Raw genomic sequence first — 18909 nt, forward strand, 5'->3', positions numbered from 1 at the left:
GTCACACTTTCGCTGGAACTGCTTTAGCCCTTCGTCCACGACCATTGGGTGACCGGCATGGCCGGCTTCCAGCCGGTCATGCCACCGATCGGTCCTGCACGCGCGATATCGATGCGGATCAGCGAACCGCCGAGCCGCGCGTGATGATCGAGCAGCACCGCTTCCATGTCCGTCGTCACCGCGTTTGCAACCAGCCGTCCGCCTGACTTGAGCGCCTCGATCGCTGCTTCCATGACGCCGTCTTCGCTGCCGCCGCCGCCGATGAAGATCGCGTCCGGTTGTGGCAGGCCGGCAAGCGCCGCCGGCGCCTCGCCTTCGACAACCGTCAGCCCGGGCACGCCGAACATCGTCGCGTTGCGGCCGATGCGCGCTGCCCGCTCCGGCTCCACCTCGATGGTGATCGCCTGCATGGTCGGATCGGCGAGCATCCATTCGATGCCGATCGAGCCGGAGCCACCGCCGATGTCCCATAGCAGTTCGCCCTTGCGCGGTGCGAGTGCCGACAGCGTCAGCGCCCGGACCTCGCGCTTGGTGATCTGCCCGTCATGTTCGAACAGCGCATCGTCGCGGCCGGCGGCAAGCGGCAGGATGCGCGCGCCCTCGTCGGCCGCCACCTCAATGGCGCAGACGTTCAAAGGATGCACGAGGCCGAGCATGAAGCGCGCGGCGATCTGCGTCGTCACCCGTTCGCCGGCGCCGCCCAGCGCTTCGAGCACGGTCAGTCGCGACTGACCGAAGCCGCTTGAAACCAGAAGCTCGGCAAGGTCTCGCGGACCCGCGCCGTCCGACGTGAGCGTAAGCACACGCGCCCCCGGATGCAAATGCGGTCGCACCAGATCCAGCGGCCGCCCATGTACGGAGACGAGCGTCGCATCCTGCAGCGCCCAGCCGAGGCGCGAGGCGGCAAGACTGATCGACGACGGCGCCGGAAGCGTGCGTATTTCGGCCGAGGCGATGCGGCGCGCCAGCGTCACGCCGACGCCGAAGAAGAACGGGTCGCCCGAGGCAAGCACCACCACCGGGCTGCCGCGACGCGCGACGATCTCGACGACCGAGCGTTCGAGGGGGCTTAGCCAATTGTGCGCTTCGCCGGTGATGAGGGAGGCGGCGAGCTCCAGATGACGATGGCCGCCGTAGACGACCGGCGCTTCGCCGATCAGCCGCTTGGCCTCGTCGCCGAGACCCGCTACACCATCCTCACCGATACCGATGACGGTCAGCCAGGGGGAGACGATGGCGGGTTCGCTGTTCGACACGTCAGCCATGGAAAAACCTCGTATTCTGATTTTGGGTGGCACCACCGAGGCACGCGAACTCGCGCGCCGCTTGGCCGAAGATGTCCGCTACGACACCGCCATCTCGCTGGCCGGCCGCACCGCGGACCCGCGGCCGCAGCCGGTCAAGACGCGCATCGGCGGCTTTGGCGGCGCCGATGGGCTGGCGCATTTCCTGCATGACGAAAACATCGCGCTGCTGGTCGATGCGACGCACCCCTTTGCCGCACGCATTTCGCACAACGCCGCGGACGCAGCGCAAAGAACCGGCGTTGCGCTTATCGCCCTCCGCCGACCGGAATGGGTGCCCCTGCCTGGCGACCGCTGGACTGCTGTCGATAGCGTTGTCGAGGCCGTCAGCGCGCTCGGTGATCGGCGACGCCGCGTCTTCCTGGCGATAGGTCGACAGGAAGCTTTCCACTTCGAGGTCGCGCCGCAGCACAGCTACGTCATCCGCAGCGTCGATCCGGTGACGCCGCCGCTTAATCTGCCCGACCAGGAGGCGATCCTGGCGACCGGTCCCTTTGCGGAAGCCGATGAAGCCACGTTGCTCAGGAGCCGGCAGATCGATGTGATCGTCGCCAAGAACAGTGGCGGCAGCGCCACCTACGGCAAGATTGCCGCAGCGCGCCGGCTCGGCATCGAGGTGATCATGGTCGAGCGGCGCAAGCCCGCGGACGTGCCGACGGTCGGCAGTTGCGACGAGGCACTCAACCGCATCGCTCACTGGCTCGCCCCTGCATAGAAGCGCGGCGTGTAGACGAGATCGGGTTGGCCGTCGCGCTCGACGATTCGCGTCTCCGGCGAGCCGATGATGACGCATGTCGCCATGTCGGCGCGGTTGGCATCGGCCTCGCCGAGCGGCATCACCGCGATCCGTTCGTCCGGCCGCCCGGCCGCACGGCCGAAGATGACCGGAACCGTTGCCGGCAGAACGCTGCGCAGAAGCTCGAAGGCCTCACCGAGCTGCCAGGGCCGCGCCTTGCTGATCGGATTGTAGAGGGCAATGACGAAGCCCGCTTCCGCCGCCAGCCTGAGGCGCCGGGTGATGACTTCCCAGGGCTTCAGATTGTCGGAAAGCGAGATCGCACAGAAATCATGACCGAGCGGCGCGCCGATGCGGGCGGCAACGGCGAGCATCGCGGTCACGCCGGGCGTGATCACCAGTTCAACCGACTTCCATTCCGCTGGTCCTTTGTCGATCGCCTCGCAGACGGCGGCCGCCATGGCAAAGACACCGGGATCGCCACCGGAGACCATGCAGACCTTCACGCCTGCCGCAGCCCGCGTCAGCGCGACCTGTGCCCGATCGAGCTCCTCGCGGTTGTCCGAGGCGACACGGATCTGATCCGGTCTGAGGTTCAGCCGGTCGAGATAGGGAAAGTAGCCGTAAAACTCCTGAGCGGCCGCAACGGCTTCCGCCGTTTCCGGCGTCATCTGCTTGGCGCTGCCCGGTCCGGTACCGACGACATAGAGCGTACCGGTCATGGTCGGTCCTTCCAGCCGGGAACGAGCACCAGCGAGAAATAGGGCGCCTCGTCGTCGGCCTTTTCCGCAAGAGCCGTCATCGCCGCGTTCTTCATCGTGCCGCGTTCGACATAGACGGCCTGGTCGAGACGGCCGGAGGCAGCGAGCGCCCGACGGATCTTCGGCAAATTGCGCCCGACCTTCATGATCACGGCGGCTTCGGTATCCGCAAGCCTGCGGCCGAGCTCGGCCTCGGCCATGGTGCCCGGAAGCACCGAGAGCACGTCGTCGCCCTGCACCAGCGGCAGGCCGGCAAGCGACCAACAGCCGGACATGGCGGTAATGCCGGGGATCACCTCGACCGGGAAACGATTGGCGAGCCGCACATGCAGATGCATGTAGGAACCATAGAACAGCGGGTCGCCTTCACTGAGCACGGCGACCGTGCGCCCGGCGGCAAGATGCGCCGCTACCGCTTCGGCCGACGCATTGTAGAAGTCGGTGATCTGGGTCTTGTAGGCGCCATCGTCCTTGTCGATTTCGGTCGTCACCGGATAGTATAGCGGCAGCTCGACAAGATCGGGCTTCAGCAGACCCTCGACCACCGCGCGGCCGTTACCGCTTCGCCCGGCCTTGGCGAAATAGGCAAGCACATCGGCTTGCCCGAGCGCCTTCACCGCCTTGACCGTCAAAAGTTCCGGATCACCGGGGCCGGTCCCAACACCGATCAGGCGCCCCACGCCGACGCCGCTCACAGGCCCGGCCTCGCGAGCGAGTTGAGCGCTGCCGCCGTCATGGCGCTGCCGCCGAGCCGGCCGCGCACGATGGCGAAGGGAACGCCATAGGAATTCTCGGCCAACGCATCCTTCGATTCCGCCGCGCCGACGAAACCGACGGGCATGCCGAGGATTGCCGCCGGCTTCGGCGCGCCGTCGCGCAGCATTTCCAAGAGGAAGAACAGCGCCGTCGGTGCGTTGCCGATCGCGACCACCGAACCGGCCAGCCGCTCGCTCCAGAGCTTCAGGGCTGCGGCGGAGCGGGTGTTGCCGATCTCGGCCGCAAGTGCGGGCGTGCGAGGATCGCGCAGCGTGCAGATCACCTCGTTGCCGGCCGGCAGACGGGCGCGGGTGACACCGTGCGCAACCATCTCGGCATCGCAGAGGATCGGCGCACCGGCTTTCAGCGCCGCACGGGCCGAGCTTACGAAATCGGGAGAAAACACGAACTGCCTGGTCGCCTCGACGGAACCGCAGGCGTGCACCATGCGCACCGCCAGATCCGCTTCCTCTTCGGAGAAGCGCGACAGATCGGCCTCGGCGCGGATGATGGCGAAGGAACGCTCGTAGATGGCGTTGCCATCGCGAATGTAATTATACTCAGGCATGTCTATCCCTGTTCGAACGCTGCCGAGACGCGCGCAGCTCCGAGCCGTGTAAGACAGGACTGCGCCGATTCGCCAGCGTCTTTGTTTTGCCGCACCAGCCGGCCGAGCCGGGCAAGGGCGGATCCCATTCCATTCTCATCGGTGTAAGCGCTTGGCAAGCCATTGGCAGCCCCATTTACGACAAGCCCGTATCCTGATGGCGCACCGACAAGCGTCAGTTCGGACGGCTTCGGCCGGGCGCAACCCTTGGCGCAGCCGGAGAGATGCACGGTGAGCGACCCGTCGAGCAATTCCGGCGCCGTCTCGACGAGGCGCTCGGCCATGCCCTTGGTTTCCATCCACGCCGAGGCGCAACCCTTGCTGCCGGCGCAGGTGGCGATCGCATTGCGCGGATCCTGCTCGGCAATGCGAAAACCGTGTGACGCTGCCAGGCTCTGCGCCACAGCCGCGGTCTCGGGGCAAAGGCCGAGGACGAAGAAGGCGTGCCCGGGCGCAAGCCGGATCGCATTGGCGCCAAGCGCCTGGACCTGATGCAGGTAGGATGCCAGCGCGGCGGCCTCCACCTGAGCAAAGGCCAGACCGAGGCCGAGAACGGTGTCGGCGTTACCCAGCGCATGAATGCCGGGTATTGCGGCCGAACGCGGAGCGGCCGGGCGTTCGGACGATGTCTCACAGCGACAGAGCGCGCGGATTTCCGACGGGTCCAGATCGCGCCCGCGCATCGTCGTGCCCAGGCTCGCCAGTTTCTCGAGAATGGTGATCAGGGCCGGCACGACCGCGTTGCCGGCCAACGTCCCGACGATCGATGCCTTCGTTGACGTGCCGCCAAGCGACAGCACCCAGGCCACCCCCACGACAGTCGAAACCGCCTGAAGGCGAATGTCGGCGACGACAGCGCCGAGACCAAACCGGCCACCGCTATCGATGACGACGGATAATTTGGGTGCAAGCTTCAACGGCACCTGGCGCACATCCAACGCTTCACGAAGCTCAGTGGCAATCGGCCGCGGATCGGCGATCTCGTCCGGGTCGATGCCGGCCAGGGGCGGCACCTCGATCGCGAGCCCCTCGGCAATGGCGATCTCCGCATCGCCGATCGCCTGCGCCAGCCTTGGCACCGAAGCCGCGCTCAGGCCGCGAAGCTGCAGGTTTCCGCGCGCGGTAATCTCGATGATGCCATTGCCGAAGCGCTCGGCAGCCGTGGCAAGGGCAATGACCTTCGGCAGCGTCAGGCTGTCATCCGTTGGCCTCACCCTCACGAGCAGGCCGTCGCCGGTCTGCATCGGCTCTGCCAAGGACGGGCAGGCGCCGCGGCGCATCGAAGCGACGGTGCCGGCATCTCCGGTCAATGGAAGGGCGCAGCTGGTCATCAAATCCGTCATCACTTGAGGTTCTCCTCCCTGAAGAAGCCTCTTAAGACGCTATAACACAGCCGCAAACCTTGAGTGAGATCAAACACGACGCAGATCGGCCCTCCCCGTCACTCGTCGAAGTCGGCGCCCTTGCGCAGGAGATAGATGTCCATGATCCATCCCATCTTCGCGCGCGCCGCCGCCCGCGTTTCAAGGATCCGGTCCTTCACCTCAGCCACGCGGCCGGAAATGACGATCTCATCCCGCGTGCCGAGATAGGCGCCCCAATAGATCTCCGCCTCCGGGTCCTCGACCCGCTGAAACGCCTGTTCGCCATCGAGCATGACGACCGAGGTCTGGCTCTTCTCGGGAAAGCTTTCGTGCAGCCGACGCCCCGTGGTGATCTCCACCGGCTTGCCGACGAGGTTCAGCGGAATGCGGTGGCTGGCGCAAAGCGCCTGCAGACTGGTGATCCCGGGAATGACGTCGTAGGCGAAGGCGAGCTCACCGCGTGCCTTGACCCGCTCGACGATGCGAATGGTGCTGTCATAGAGCATCGGGTCGCCCCAGACGAGAAACGCGCCAGTTCCCTCTTCGCCCAACTCCTTCGACAGAAGCGCTTCGTAAATCCCAGCGATCTGGGCGTGCCAGTCATCGACGCTGCCGTCATAGCTGACGCCTTCGGTGCGCCGCACGGGCACCGCGAACTCGACGGTGCGGCTGTCCTTGCGCGTGACGTAGCGGGCGCAGATGTCGCGGCGCACTTCGGCAAGCTCGGTCTTCTTCGCTCCCTTGGTCGGGATAAAGAGCACGTCGGCGCAGTTCAGCGCGTTGATCGCCTGCACGGTCATGTGTTCGGGATTGCCCGAACCGATGCCGATGATCAGAATTTTGCGCATGCCCGCCTCCGCCATTTCGTTCGGGCGTCTTAGGCGGATCGCCGCCGCCAAGGCAAGACCTCAGGGCGACGACAAAGCCGTCATTCGCGCCAAGCCTTCAGTTGATGTCCGCTGCCGGATTTTCCGGCAGCCGCCAGTCGATCGGATCGAAGCCTTTGCTTTCGAGGAAGGCATTGGCCTGGGAAAAATGCCGGCAGCCGAGAAAGCCGGAATGGGCTGAGAGCGGCGACGGATGTGGTGCCCTCAGGACAAGATGGCGCGAGCGGTCGACGAAGGCCGCCTTCTTCTGCGCATAGGAGCCCCAAAGCATGAAGACGACGGGATGCTCGGCCTCGTTGACCGCACGGATGATCGCATCCGTGAACTTTTCCCAACCGTGACCCTGGTGTGATGCCGCGTTGCCGCGCTCTACCGTCAGCACGCTGTTGAGGAGCAGCACACCTTGCTTCGCCCAGCTTTCGAGAAAGCCGTGTCGCGCCGGCGGAATGCCGAGATCGGTATTCAGTTCCTTGTAGATGTTGACGAGCGAGGGCGGCGTCCGGACACCGGGGCGAACGCTGAAGCAGAGCCCATGCGCCTGGCCGTCACCGTGATAGGGATCCTGGCCGAGAATGACCACGCGCACCTTGTCGAGCGGCGTCAGGTCGAGCGCGCGAAAATATTCAGGCCCGCGAGGGAAAATCTGCCGGCCCTCGTTCTTCTGGGCCACGAGGAACTGCTTGAGGTCAGCCATGTAGACGCTGGCGAATTCCGGTGCCAACGCTTCCTTCCAGCTTTCTTCAAGCTTCACTGCCGTTTCCATTGCACGTCCGCTCCATGTCAGGGGATCGAGGCCGCAATTTAGGCCGCCCTGACATCATCGCAAGCCCAATCGCGCCCGCCGCAGGAATGCTGCACCGGTTTTGCCGGGCGGCCACAACCACACGGGTATTACGCTAGCCCTTTTGAGGAGCATTGTATTTCAACAGATACAACGGTAATCAGGAGGCGATATCGTTGTATCCTAAGAGATATCACGCATCGTTGGAGGGAAATCGATGATCAAGAGAAGAGACTGGCTGAAGGGACTGGTGCTGGCGCTCGGCCTCGCCTGGGCCGGCGCAAGTGTTCTGCCGGCGTCCGCACAGGCGGAAGAAAAGGTGACGGTCTTTGCGGCTGCGAGCCTGAAGAACGCGCTCGATGCGATCAATGCCGAGTGGCAGAAGGAAAGTGGCAAGGAAACGACCGTTTCCTACGCGGCCAGCTCGGCACTGGCCAAGCAGGTGGAACAGGGCGCGCCCGCCGACGTCTTCATCTCTGCCGACCTCGCCTGGATGGACTACCTCGCCGAAAAGAAGCTGATCAAGGACGACACCCGCGCAAACCTGCTCGGCAACCGCATCGTGCTCGTCTCCGGCAGCCAGGACGCTGCCCCGGTCGAAATCAAGCAGGGCTTCGATCTCGCTGGCATTCTCGGTGACGGTCGCCTTGCCATGGGTGCCGTCGATTCCGTTCCGGCCGGCAAGTACGGCAAGGCTGCGCTCGAAAAGCTCGACGCCTGGAAGGCCGTGGAGGCCAAGGTCGCCGGCGCTGAAAGCGTTCGTGCCGCCCTCCTGCTCGTTTCGCGCGGCGAAGCGCCGTACGGCATCGTCTACCAGACCGATGCCGCGGCAGACCCGGGCGTCAAGGTCGTCGGCACCTTCCCGGAAGACAGCCATCCGCCGATCATCTACCCGATCGCGATCACGGCCGAGAGCAAGAGCCCTGATGCGGCCGCCTATATCAACTTCGTCAAGTCGGCAAAGGCTGCTGAACTCTTTGAAAAGCAAGGCTTCACAGTCCTGAAGTAACCGGCTGAAATAGGCGCTAGTGCCGTCTGTCCAGAGGCAGGCGAAGCATCTAACGTCATGTTCGCGTCGCCCGCGCCCAAACGCGGGCGACGCGAACATTTGTCAGAGGCATAGGGGGCAGACAGCCGCGTCCCATAAGCCTCGTATCGGGGAGCGATATCCATTGGACTGGCTTGCAGTGAGCGATGCGGAATGGACGGCGATCCTGTTGAGCCTGCGTGTCGCAACCGTCGCAATGATCTGCAGCCTGCCCTTCGCACTCGTGGTCGCCATGCTACTTGCCCGCGGGCGCTTCTGGGGCAAGACACTGCTGAACGGCCTCGTTCATCTGCCGCTGATCCTGCCGCCTGTCGTCACCGGCTTCCTGCTGCTGCTGCTTTTCGGCCGCCGCGGCCCGCTCGGCGCCTTCTTCGCCGATTATTTTGGCCTCGTCTTTTCCTTCCGCTGGACCGGTGCTGCCCTTGCCTGCGCCGTCATGGCCTTCCCGTTGATGGTGCGCAGCATCCGCCTGTCGATCGAGGCGGTCGACCGCAAGCTCGAGGACGCGGCGACCACGCTCGGCGCCAGCCCCCTCTGGGTCTTTGCCACCGTCACGCTGCCGCTGATCATTCCCGGCATCATCGCCGGCATGATCATCGCCTTTGCCAAGGCGATGGGCGAGTTCGGCGCCACGATCACCTTCGTCTCCAACATTCCCGGCGAAACGCAGACGCTTTCGGCCGCCATCTACACCTTCACCCAGGTGCCCGGTGGCGATGCCGGCGCCATGCGGCTGACAATCATTTCCGTCATCATTTCCATGGCCGCGCTGATCCTCTCGGAACTGCTGGCGACATTTGCCGCGCGCCGGGTGGCAGCCCAATGAGCCTTACCGTCGAAGCTCATCATCAACTCGGCAATTTTGCGCTCGACGCCGCCTTCACCTCGGATGGAGGCGTGACCGCACTGTTCGGCCGCTCCGGCTCCGGCAAGACCTCGCTCATCAACATCATCGCCGGGCTTCTGAAGCCCGAAAGCGGACGTGTCCTGCTCGATGGCGACGTTATCGCCGACAGCGAGAGGAGAATCTTCACGCCGGTGCATCGCCGGCGCTTCGGCTATGTCTTCCAGGAGGCGCGGCTGTTTCCGCATTTGAGTGTACGCCGCAACCTCGCCTATGGCCGCTGGTTCGCCGGCAAGAGCGGCACCGGCAATGAGTTTACCCGCATCGTCGACATGCTCGGCATCGGCCATCTGCTCGATCGGAGCCCGTCGGCTTTATCCGGCGGCGAGCGCCAGCGCGTCGCGATCGGACGGGCGTTGCTCGCGGCACCGCGGCTGCTGCTGATGGACGAACCGCTCGCCGCCCTCGACGAGGCGCGCAAGGCGGAGATCCTGCCCTATCTCGAACGGCTGCGCGACGATGCGCGCATCCCGATCGTCTATGTCAGCCATTCCGTCAGCGAAGTCGCCCGGTTGGCCCGGCGCGTGGTCGTGCTCGAAAGCGGTCGGGTCACCGCATCGGGCGCGGCCGCCGAGGTGTTGAGCGCGCCCGCCGCAACGCTTGCCACCGGCAGGCGCGAGGCCGGTGTCCTGCTGGAGGGCGAAGTCGAGGGAACCGATCCGGTGCACGAACTGACGACCGTCCGGGTCGGGCGGGAACGGCTGCGCATCGCTGGTGTCAGCGCGACGGCCGGCGTCAGGCTTCGCCTGCACATCGCCGCCCGCGACGTCATGCTGGCGACCTCAAGGCCAGTGGAAATCAGTGCGCTCAATGTGCTCGAAGGGCGCATTCTGACGCTGACATCGGAGGAGGATGGCAGCGTCGATGTCCGGGTGACTTGCGGCGATGCGACGATTGCCGCCCGCATCACCCGCTTTTCCTGCGACGCGCTGCAGCTTGTTCCCGGCAAAACCGTCTATGCCGTCATCAAGTCGGTCGCGATCGATCACTAAAGCCTGTCGCATGAAAACGCATTCGCGCGCCAGGCTCTAAGCTCTTGTTTTTATGCATGTCGTTGCCGCGATACCGCTGCACACTTTTGCGCGACATGCATTAGGCCTTTTTGGAAACAGCCTCGGCCGTATCGAACGCCGGTGTATCGCTGCTCCGAACGGATTCGAGCCAGGCCAGATCCTCGCCGATCGCAAGGCGCGCCTTCTCCTCCATCTCGCGGTAGCGCCGGATAAGCTCTTCGCCGAACGGCGTCACCAGGGCTCCGCCACCCTGCTTGCCGCCGCGCTGTGATTCTACCGAAGGCTCGCTGAACATCCGGTTCAGGGCATCGACCAGCAGCCAGGCGCGGCGGTACGACATGTCCATCGCCCGGCCGGCGGCGGAGATGGAGCCGGTCTCGCGGATCAGTTCGAGCAAGAGGATCTTGCCGCGGCCGAGCCGGTCGGCGGGCGGAAAATCGATGCGCAGGACGGGGCGAAGATCGGGGCGGCTCTCACTCATGCGCGCGAGCATAGAAGCACGCGCAAAATTCCGAAAGACCGTCTCGCGGCGAACCGGACGGGTTGGCGATAAAAGATTGCCAGCAACCGAGCGCCGGCCGACGACGGCCAGATTGCAGGTCTTGATCTCGCGGCGGCGGCATGCACCGATGGCCTCGACACCTCCTGCCCGAAAGTGCCCTCCCCATGCCCGGTCCCACGCTCGATCCGATCGCCACAGACACCACCCTGCCCGCCAGGGCTGACGTCGTCATCGTCGGCGGCGGCATCATCGGCGTCAGCACCGCCCTCTTCCTTGCCGAACGCGGTATCGACGTCGTGCTCTGCGAGAAGGGCACGCCCGGCGCCGAGCAATCGAGCCGCAACTGGGGCTGGGTTCGGGTGATGGGCCGTGACGAGCGCGAAATCCCGCTGGCGATCGAGGCGCTGAAGATCTGGGACACGCTCGACACGCGCATCAATGGCGAGACCGGCTTTCGCCGCAGCGGCATCCTCTATGTCTCCGAGAATGAGCGCGACATCGCCAATCGCGACGCCTGGCTTGCCATGGCCCGACCCTACGGCGTCGACAGCGTGCAACTCAGTTCCGACACGACAGAGGCGATGATGCCGGGCGCCGCCATCCGCTACCAAGGCGGGCTCTTCACGCCGAGCGACGGCCGGGCAGAACCGCAGAAGGCGGTGCCCGCGATTGTCGCCGGTGCACGCCGCGCCGGTGCCCGTATCCTGACGGGCTGCGCCGTGCGCGGGGTCGAAAAGGCAGCGGGCCGGATCTCCGCCGTCGTCACCGAGAGAGGCCGCATCGAGACGTCGACCGTCATCGTCGCCGGCGGCGCCTGGTCCAGGCTCTTTCTCAAAAGCCTCGGCATCCGGCTGCCGCAGCTGAAGGTGCGGAATACGGTGTTGAGAACCGGGCCGGTCTCCGGCGGTCCGGAAGGGGCCGGCGCAACCGCGACCTATGCCTATCGCAAGCGCCTCGATGGCGGTTACACGATTGCCGACGGTGCCGCCAACCTGCACGCGGTCGTGCCCGACAGCTTCGCATTCTTCCGCGATTTCCAGCCGGCGCGAAAGGCGGAGGGCGATGCCGTGCAGGTGGGCATCAACGCCCAGAGCTGGAACGAATTGTTCGAGATCGGCACCGTCCCGCTCGACCGGCCCGGCGCCTTCGAGCGCCACCGCGTGCTCGATCCCAATCCGGATTCGCGGCGCGCCCTGCGGGCCCTCGACGCCGCCGGCAGGGCCTTGCCATTCCTGCGCAAAACCAAGGTGCAACAGATATGGGGAGGACTGATCGATGTGATGCCCGATGCCGTCCCCGTCATCTCACCCGCCGAAACCGTTCCGGGCCTCATTGTCGCGACGGGTTTTTCCGGCCACGGTTTTGGCATCGGGCCTGGCGCCGGACACCTCGTCGCCGACCTCGTAACGGGCGAGAAACCGATCGTCGATCCGACGCCATTCCGGCTCTCGCGCTTCCTCGATGGAACGCCGATCACCATCGCCCCGCCGGTCTGAACGCTACCGCCGACGGATCGCCGCGAAAGAAAATTACCGGCAACGACCGGCAGGAAGGTGAACGACACAACGCGTGGGCGCACTCCCGGCAGGATTCTATCTTTCTTCGCCTGCCCCTGCCCCGCAACACGGAAAGACCTTCATAAGCCCCGGAACTCGTGGCAGTCTGTGAGCATTCCCGTCGGGAGAGCGGGGGCTTTTAGGAGGAGTCTGTGCAGACCTTGGGCGGAGGAGCCTTGCCGGTCACATTGCACGTCCTCGTACACCTCAGGCCCATCGTTATCCCGTCCCAGAGCATTTCCAGCGAGGGTCCTAGCGCCTTTGCGTCCGGAAATGCGTGAGAACAGAAATGAAGAGCGGTTCGACTCGAACCGATCTTGATTTGGTGCACTGCGCACTCCGGAGGAGGCCGGAAACCGCATGAGCGATCTCGATCGACTTAGCCTGCATGTCCCCGAACCCGCCGTTCGGCCCGGCGGCCAGCCGGATTTCTCCAACGTCAAGATCCCGAAGGCTGGCTCCGTGCCGCGCCCGGAGGTGGACGTCGCGCCGGAAGAGATGCGCGACCTCGCCTATTCGATCATCCGCGTCTTGAACCGCGACGGCGAAGCGGTCGGCCCCTGGGCCGGGCTGCTTTCGGATGACGAGTTGCTCTCCGGCCTCAGGCACATGATGCTGCTGCGCGCCTTCGATGCGCGCATGGTCATGGCGCAGCGTCAAGGCAAGACCTCCTTCTACATGCAGCATCTGGGCGAAGAGGCCGTCAGTTGCGCCTTCCGCAAGGCGTTGGTGAAGGGCGACATGAACTTCCCGACCTATCGACAGGCCGGTCTTCTGATCGCCGACGGCTATCCCATGGTCGAGATGATGAACCAGATCTTCTCGAACGAGAGCGACCCTCTGCGCGGCCGGCAGCTGCCGATCATGTATTCCTCCAAGGAGCATGGCTTCTTCACCATCTCCGGCAACCTCGCCACCCAATATGTGCAGGCGGTCGGCTGGGCGATGGCGTCGGCCATCAAGCGCGACACCAAGATCGCAGCCGCCTGGATCGGCGACGGCTCGACGGCGGAATCGGACTTCCACTCGGCGCTCGTCTTTGCCTCCACCTACAAGGCGCCCGTTATCCTCAACATCGTCAACAATCAGTGGGCGATCTCCACCTTCCAGGGCATCGCCCGTGGCGGCTCCGGCACATTTGCCGCCCGCGGCCTCGGCTTCGGCATCCCGGCGCTGCGCGTCGACGGCAACGACTATCTCGCCGTCTACGCCGTCGCCAAATGGGCGGCCGAGCGCGCCCGTCGCAATCTCGGTCCGACACTGATCGAATATGTCACCTACCGCGTCGGCGCCCATTCGACCTCCGACGATCCGAGCGCCTACCGCCCGAAGACGGAATCGGAAGCCTGGCCGCTCGGCGACCCGGTGCTGAGATTGAAGAAGCACCTGATTCTGCGCGGCGCCTGGTCGGAAGAGCGCCACACCCAGGCGGAAGCCGAGATCCTCGACGAAGTGATCCAGGCCCAGAAACAGGCTGAAGGCCACGGCACGCTGCATGCCGGCGGCAAGCCCTCGGTGCGCGATATCTTCGAGGGCGTCTATGCCGAGATGCCGCCGCACATTCGCCGCCAGCGGCAGAAGGCAGGATACTGATATGGCCAGAATGACAATGATCGAAGCCGTGCGCAGCGCCATGGACGTATCCATGGAGCGCGACGACAATGTCGTCGTCTTCGGCGAGGACGTCGGCTATTTCGGTGGAGTCTTCCGTTGCACGCAAGGCCTCCAGGCGAAATACGGCAAGACCCGCTGTTTCGACGCGCCGATCAGCGAAAGTGGCATCGTCGGCACGGCGATCGGCATGGCCGCCTACGGGCTGAAGCCCTGCGTCGAGATCCAGTTCGCCGACTATATGTATCCGGCCTACGACCAGATCACCCAGGAAGCGGCCCGTATTCGTTACCGCTCCAACGGTGATTTCACCTGCCCGATCGTGCTGCGCATGCCGACCGGCGGCGGCATCTTCGGTGGCCAGACGCATAGTCAGAGCCCGGAAGCGCTCTTCACTCACGTCTGCGGCCTGAAAGTCGTCGTGCCGTCCAATCCCTATGACGCCAAGGGCCTGCTGATCGCCTCGATCGAGGATCCGGATCCGGTGATGTTCCTGGAACCGAAGCGGCTCTACAACGGCCCCTTCGACGGCCACCATGACCGGCCAGTCATTCCCTGGTCGAAACACGATCTCGGCGAGGTGCCGGAAGGCCACTACACCGTTCCGATCGGCAAGGCGGAAGTCCGCCGAGAGGGCTCCGCCGTCACCGTCGTCGCCTATGGCACCATGGTGCATGTGGCGCTCGCTGCTGCCGAGGAAACCGGCATCGACGCCGAGGTGATCGACCTGCGCAGTCTGCTGCCGCTCGACCTCGATACGATCGTCAAGTCGGTCGAAAAGACCGGCCGCTGCGTCGTCGTGCACGAAGCGACGCTGACGTCGGGCTTCGGCGGCGAAGTGGCCGCCCTCGTGCAGGAGCACTGCTTCTACCATCTCGAAGCGCCCGTCGTGCGCGTCGCCGGCTGGGACACGCCCTACCCGCACGCGCAGGAATGGGACTATTTCCCCGGCCCCGCGCGCGTCGGACGCGCGCTCGTCGAAGTGATGGAGGCCTGACATGGGCGAATTCGTAATCAAGATGCCCGATGTCGGCGAAGGCGTGGCCGAGGCTGAACTCGTCGAATGGCATGTGAAGCCCGGTGACCCCGTGCGCGAGGACATGGTGCTCGCCGCCGTGATGACCGACAAGGCGACCGTCGAAATCCCCTCGCCCGTCACCGGCACCGTGCTCTGGCTCGGCGCCGAGGTGGGCGACACCGTTGCGGTGAAGGCGCCATTGGTGCGCATCGAAATCGCTGGCGAAGGGGAAAGCTCGACGGCGGCTGACGACAAGCCGGTTGCCAAGGCGGAAGAGAAGCCCGTTGTAAAGGCCGAGGCGCCCGCACCGGCGGCCAAGCCGGCGCAACCCGCCAAAATCGAGGCAAAAGCACCGGCCGCGAACGGCGTCCAAGCCAACGGCGTGCACCAGACTGGCGAGCGGCTGGAAAAGGCACTGGCTTCGCCCGCCGTGCGCCTGCGCGCCAAGGAAAGCGGCGTCGATCTGCGCCAGGTGACCGGCACCGGTCCGGCCGGCCGCATCACCCATGATGACCTCGACCAGTTCATCGCCCGCGGCGCCCAGCCGGCGCTTGCGCCGGCCGGCCTGCAGCGCAAGACCGCCGTCGACGAGATCAAGGTAACCGGCCTTCGCCGTCGCATCGCCGAGAAGATGTCGCTTTCGACCTTACGCATTCCCCACATCACTTATGTGGAAGAGGTCGATATGACCGCGGTGGAAGAGCTGCGCACCACCATGAACCGCGACCGTAAGCCCGACCAGCCGAAGCTGACGATCCTGCCCTATCTGATGCGGGCGCTTGTCAAGGCGATCGCTGATCTGCCCGCCGTCAATGCCACGTTCGACGACGGCGCCGGCATCATCAGCCGCCATCACGGCGTGCATATCGGCATCGCGACGCAGACGCCGGCCGGCCTCACCGTTCCGGTCGTGCGCCATGCCGAAGCCCGCGGCATCTGGGATTGTGCCAACGAGCTCAATCGCCTCGCGGACGCTGCCCGCACCGGCACGGCCACCCGCGACGAGCTCACCGGATCGACCATCACCATCTCTTCGCTCGGCGCGCTCGGCGGCATCGTCTCCACGCCGGTCATCAACCATCCGGAAGTCGCGATCATCGGCGTCAACAAGCTCGCCGTCCGCCCGGTCTGGGACGGCACGCAGTTCGTGCCGCGCAAGATCATGAACCTGTCCTCGAGCTTCGATCACCGCGTCATCGACGGCTGGGATGCGGCCGTCTTCGTGCAGCGGCTGAAGACCCTGCTCGAAACGCCGGCGCTTATTTTCGTGGAGGCCTGAGGCGATAATGAAGGAAATTTCCTGCAAGCTGCTCGTCATCGGCGCCGGCCCCGGCGGCTATATTTGTGCCATCCGCGCCGGTCAGCTCGGCATCGACACGGTCATCGTCGAAAAGGCGAAGGCCGGCGGCACCTGCCTCAATGTCGGTTGTATTCCCTCCAAGGCCCTCATCCATGCGGCGGAAGAGTTTCATAAGCTGCGCTCGGCCGCTTCCGGCCGCAGCCCGCTCGGTCTGTCGCTCGCCAATCCGACAATCGACCTCGCCCGCACCATCGCCTGGAAGGATGGCATCGTTGGCCGGCTGAACGGCGGCGTCATCGGGCTTTTGAAGAAGGCCGGCGTCAAGGCGGTGATCGGCACCGCCCGTTTCGTCGACGGCAAGACCGTCGATGTCGACACCGAGATCGGACTGCAGCGCATCCGCGCCGAGACGATCGTCATTGCCACCGGCTCGGCGCCGGTCGAGCTGCCCGACCTGCCTTTCGGCGGGTCGATCATTTCCTCGACCGAGGCCCTGTCGCTGAAAAGCGTGCCGAAGAGCATCGCCGTCATCGGCGGCGGTTACATCGGTCTCGAACTTGGCACCGCTTTCGCCAAGCTCGGCAGCCACGTGACCGTACTCGAAGCGCAGCCGCGCATTCTGCCGCTCTATGACGCCGATCTGACGAAACCGATCGCCAAGCGTCTCGGCGAACTCGGCATCGAGGTCTTCACCCAGACGGTCGCCAAGAGCTACTCCACCGAAACCGGCAGCCTGCAAGCCGAACACAACGGCCGCGCAATCGATGTCGCCGCCGAAAAGGTGCTGGTCACCGTCGGCCGCAAACCCGTGACCGAGGGCTTCGGCCTTGAGGAAATCGACCTCGACCGCACCGGCCGCTTCATCCGCATCGACGACCAGTGCCGGACGTCCATGCGCGGCATCTATGCAATCGGCGACGTCACCGGCGAGCCGATGCTGGCGCACCGCGCCATGGCGCAAGGGGAAATGGTGGCGGAGATCGTCGCCGGTCACAAGCGCAACTGGGACAAGCGCTGCATCCCGGCCGTCTGCTTCACCGATCCGGAGATCGTCACCGCAGGGCTCTCGCCCGACGAGGCGCGTGCGAGCGGCATCGAGATCAAGATCGGCCAGTTCCCCTTCCAGGCGAATGGCCGCGCCATGACGACGCTCGCCGAAGACGGTTTCGTTCGCATCGTCGCTCGCGCCGACAACCACCTGGTGCTCGGCATCCAGGCCGTCGGCCACGGCGTCTCGGAACTCTCGGCAAGCTTCAGCCTGGCGATCGAAATGGGCGCGCGCCTCGAAGACATCGCCGGTACGATCCATGCGCATCCAACGCAATCGGAAGCTTTCCAGGAGTCCGCGTTGAAGGCGCTGGGGCACGCGCTGCATATCTGACGTCGAGGGGCGGTTGGGGCAAAAGTGCCCCTCATCCGGCCTGCCGACCACCTTCTCCCCGCCACGCGGGGAGAAGGACACACGCGGGGCACGCACTCGCGCCAACCATTGCCTTTTGCCGTATGGGAGAAAGACATGAGCAGAACTGACCCGATCGTCATCGTTTCGGCGGCCCGCACGCCAATGGGCGCCTTTCAGGGCAGCCTCAAGGATTTGACCGCGCCGGAAATCGGCGCCATAGCGCTCAAAGCCGCACTCGATCGTGCCGGCCTTGATGCTGTCGACGAGGTGTTGATGGGCAATGTGCTGCCGGCCGGCATTGGCCAGAACCCGGCGCGCCAGGCAGCCCTTGGCGCCGGCCTCGGCAAGGAAACGCCGTCGACGACCATCTCCAAGGTCTGCGGCTCCGGCATGAAGGCGCTGATGCTTGGCCACGATGCTCTGCTGTCCGGTAGCGCGTCGGTGCTTGCGGTCGGCGGCATGGAGTCGATGACCAACGCGCCCTATCTGCTGCCGAAAGCGCGCGGCGGCTTCCGCCTGGGTCATGGCGAAGTCAAGGACCACATGTTCCTCGACGGCCTCGAAGACGCCTATTCCGGCCGGCTGATGGGCACCTATGCCGAGGACACGGCCGAGCACTATCAGTTCTCGCGCGCCGATCAGGACGGCTTTGCGCTGCGATCCCTGGAGCGCGCAACCCGCGCAGCCGAGGATGGTTCCTTTGCCGCGGAAGTCGTGGCAGTCGCTGGCGCCGGCAAGCGCCAGACCGCCAATCTCGACCGCGACGAACAGCCGACCAAATCGGATCCGTCAAAGATCCCGAAGCTGAAACCCGCCTTCCGCGACGGCGGCAGCGTGACGGCCGCCAATTCGTCGTCGATATCAGACGGGGCAGCGGCGCTGATCCTGATGCGCGCCAGCGAAGCGGAAAAGCGTGGGCTGACCCCGCTTGCTATCGTCGCGGGCCATGCGGGCCACGCCCAGGAGCCGGCCTGGTTCACGACGGCCCCGATTGGCGCAATCGACAAGCTGCTGGCAAGGCTCGCCTGGGAGAAGGGCAGCGTCGGCCTCTACGAAATCAACGAGGCCTTCGCCGTGGTGGCGATGGCGGCGATCCGCGACCTCGGCCTGTCGGACGAGATCGTCAACATCAACGGCGGCGCCTGCGCACTCGGCCATCCGATCGGAGCATCCGGCGCCCGCATCATCGTGACATTGCTTCACGCCATGCGCGCCAACGGCGTCAAGCGCGGCATCGCCTCGCTCTGCATCGGCGGCGGCGAGGCGACGGCGGTCGGGCTTGAGCTGTTGCAATAGCGTAGCGCGTTCCGGTCGCCTCGCGCTCCAACCTAAGAGAAACGCCGCCGATCGAACCGGCGG

The 18909-nt window shown here is 65.3% G+C and carries 18 protein-coding genes; 10 read left to right on the forward strand and 8 right to left on the reverse strand.

Annotated elements, in window-relative coordinates:
* Positions 1-23: 23 nt before the first annotated feature.
* Complete coding sequence (cbiE, locus tag IB263_RS20220; protein ID WP_192438912.1) at positions 24-1265, reverse strand: precorrin-6y C5,15-methyltransferase (decarboxylating) subunit CbiE; 1242 nt, start codon at positions 1263-1265, stop codon at positions 24-26.
* Between cbiE and IB263_RS20225 the strand changes: the two genes are divergently transcribed.
* Positions 1234-2019, forward strand: coding sequence for a cobalt-precorrin-6A reductase (locus IB263_RS20225; RefSeq protein ID WP_192438913.1), 786 nt, complete (start codon positions 1234-1236; stop codon positions 2017-2019). The genes cbiE and IB263_RS20225 overlap by 32 nt on opposite strands.
* Here the strand turns inward: IB263_RS20225 and IB263_RS20230 are convergent.
* From IB263_RS20230 to ung, 6 genes are all read right to left on the reverse strand, one after another.
* The gene (locus tag IB263_RS20230; protein WP_060517485.1) at positions 1998-2762 is read right to left on the reverse strand and encodes a precorrin-3B C(17)-methyltransferase; all 765 of its coding nucleotides are present in this window, start codon (positions 2760-2762) and stop codon (positions 1998-2000) included. The genes IB263_RS20225 and IB263_RS20230 overlap by 22 nt on opposite strands.
* Complete coding sequence (locus tag IB263_RS20235; RefSeq protein ID WP_034787112.1) at positions 2759-3496, reverse strand: precorrin-2 C(20)-methyltransferase; 738 nt, start codon at positions 3494-3496, stop codon at positions 2759-2761. The genes IB263_RS20230 and IB263_RS20235 overlap by 4 nt, the downstream gene beginning before the upstream one ends.
* The gene (locus IB263_RS20240) at positions 3493-4125 is read right to left on the reverse strand and encodes a precorrin-8X methylmutase (protein WP_192438914.1); all 633 of its coding nucleotides are present in this window, start codon (positions 4123-4125) and stop codon (positions 3493-3495) included. The genes IB263_RS20235 and IB263_RS20240 overlap by 4 nt, the downstream gene beginning before the upstream one ends.
* Positions 4126-4127: 2 nt before the next feature.
* Positions 4128-5495 (reverse strand): precorrin-3B synthase, encoded by a 1368-nt coding sequence (gene cobG / locus IB263_RS20245; protein ID WP_192438939.1) that lies wholly within the window; start codon positions 5493-5495, stop codon positions 4128-4130.
* 110 nt (positions 5496-5605) lie between these two features.
* Positions 5606-6376, reverse strand: a complete 771-nt coding sequence (gene cobF / locus IB263_RS20250) for a precorrin-6A synthase (deacetylating) (RefSeq protein ID WP_192438915.1) — start codon at positions 6374-6376, stop codon at positions 5606-5608.
* Between the two features lie 97 nt (positions 6377-6473).
* Complete coding sequence (ung, locus tag IB263_RS20255) at positions 6474-7178, reverse strand: uracil-DNA glycosylase (protein ID WP_060581245.1); 705 nt, start codon at positions 7176-7178, stop codon at positions 6474-6476.
* Between the two features lie 235 nt (positions 7179-7413).
* Between ung and modA the strand changes: the two genes are divergently transcribed.
* From modA to modC, 3 genes are all read left to right on the forward strand, one after another.
* Entirely contained in the window at positions 7414-8205 is a 792-nt protein-coding gene (gene modA / locus IB263_RS20260) for a molybdate ABC transporter substrate-binding protein (RefSeq protein WP_192438916.1), read from the forward strand.
* 163 nt (positions 8206-8368) lie between these two features.
* Positions 8369-9070, forward strand: coding sequence for a molybdate ABC transporter permease subunit (modB, locus tag IB263_RS20265; protein ID WP_034787131.1), 702 nt, complete (start codon positions 8369-8371; stop codon positions 9068-9070).
* The gene (modC, locus tag IB263_RS20270; RefSeq protein WP_192438917.1) at positions 9067-10140 is read left to right on the forward strand and encodes a molybdenum ABC transporter ATP-binding protein; all 1074 of its coding nucleotides are present in this window, start codon (positions 9067-9069) and stop codon (positions 10138-10140) included. Before modB ends, modC begins: the two co-directional genes overlap by 4 nt.
* Positions 10141-10240: 100 nt before the next feature.
* Here the strand turns inward: modC and IB263_RS20275 are convergent, their stop codons facing one another.
* Positions 10241-10642 carry a winged helix-turn-helix domain-containing protein gene (locus tag IB263_RS20275; RefSeq protein ID WP_060517635.1) on the reverse strand — a complete coding sequence of 134 codons (402 nt, stop codon included), beginning with the start codon at positions 10640-10642 and terminating at the stop codon, positions 10241-10243.
* 185 nt (positions 10643-10827) lie between these two features.
* Here IB263_RS20275 and IB263_RS20280 point away from each other — a divergent pair, with 185 nt between their 5' ends.
* The 6 genes from IB263_RS20280 (at position 10828) to IB263_RS20305 (ending at position 18846) form a co-directional block, all read left to right on the forward strand.
* Entirely contained in the window at positions 10828-12159 is a 1332-nt protein-coding gene (locus IB263_RS20280; protein ID WP_192438918.1) for an FAD-binding oxidoreductase, read from the forward strand.
* Between the two features lie 420 nt (positions 12160-12579).
* Positions 12580-13812, forward strand: a complete 1233-nt coding sequence (locus tag IB263_RS20285) for a 3-methyl-2-oxobutanoate dehydrogenase (2-methylpropanoyl-transferring) subunit alpha (protein WP_113535966.1) — start codon at positions 12580-12582, stop codon at positions 13810-13812.
* A gap of 1 nt (position 13813) precedes the next feature.
* Entirely contained in the window at positions 13814-14827 is a 1014-nt protein-coding gene (locus IB263_RS20290) for an alpha-ketoacid dehydrogenase subunit beta (RefSeq protein WP_034787163.1), read from the forward strand.
* A 1-nt stretch (position 14828) separates the two neighbouring features.
* Positions 14829-16127, forward strand: a complete 1299-nt coding sequence (locus IB263_RS20295) for a dihydrolipoamide acetyltransferase family protein (protein WP_192438919.1) — start codon at positions 14829-14831, stop codon at positions 16125-16127.
* Between the two features lie 7 nt (positions 16128-16134).
* A complete protein-coding gene (lpdA, locus tag IB263_RS20300) occupies positions 16135-17529 on the forward strand; it encodes a dihydrolipoyl dehydrogenase (protein ID WP_134886256.1) in 1395 nt (464 codons plus the stop codon).
* Between the two features lie 135 nt (positions 17530-17664).
* On the forward strand, positions 17665-18846 hold the full coding sequence (locus IB263_RS20305; protein ID WP_112771876.1) for an acetyl-CoA C-acyltransferase: 1182 nt from the start codon (positions 17665-17667) through the stop codon (positions 18844-18846).
* The last annotated feature ends 63 nt before the right edge of the window (positions 18847-18909 follow it).

It is taken from the genome of Ensifer sp. ENS03 (genome assembly GCF_014852035.1).
GTDB lineage: Bacteria > Pseudomonadota > Alphaproteobacteria > Rhizobiales > Rhizobiaceae > Ensifer > Ensifer adhaerens.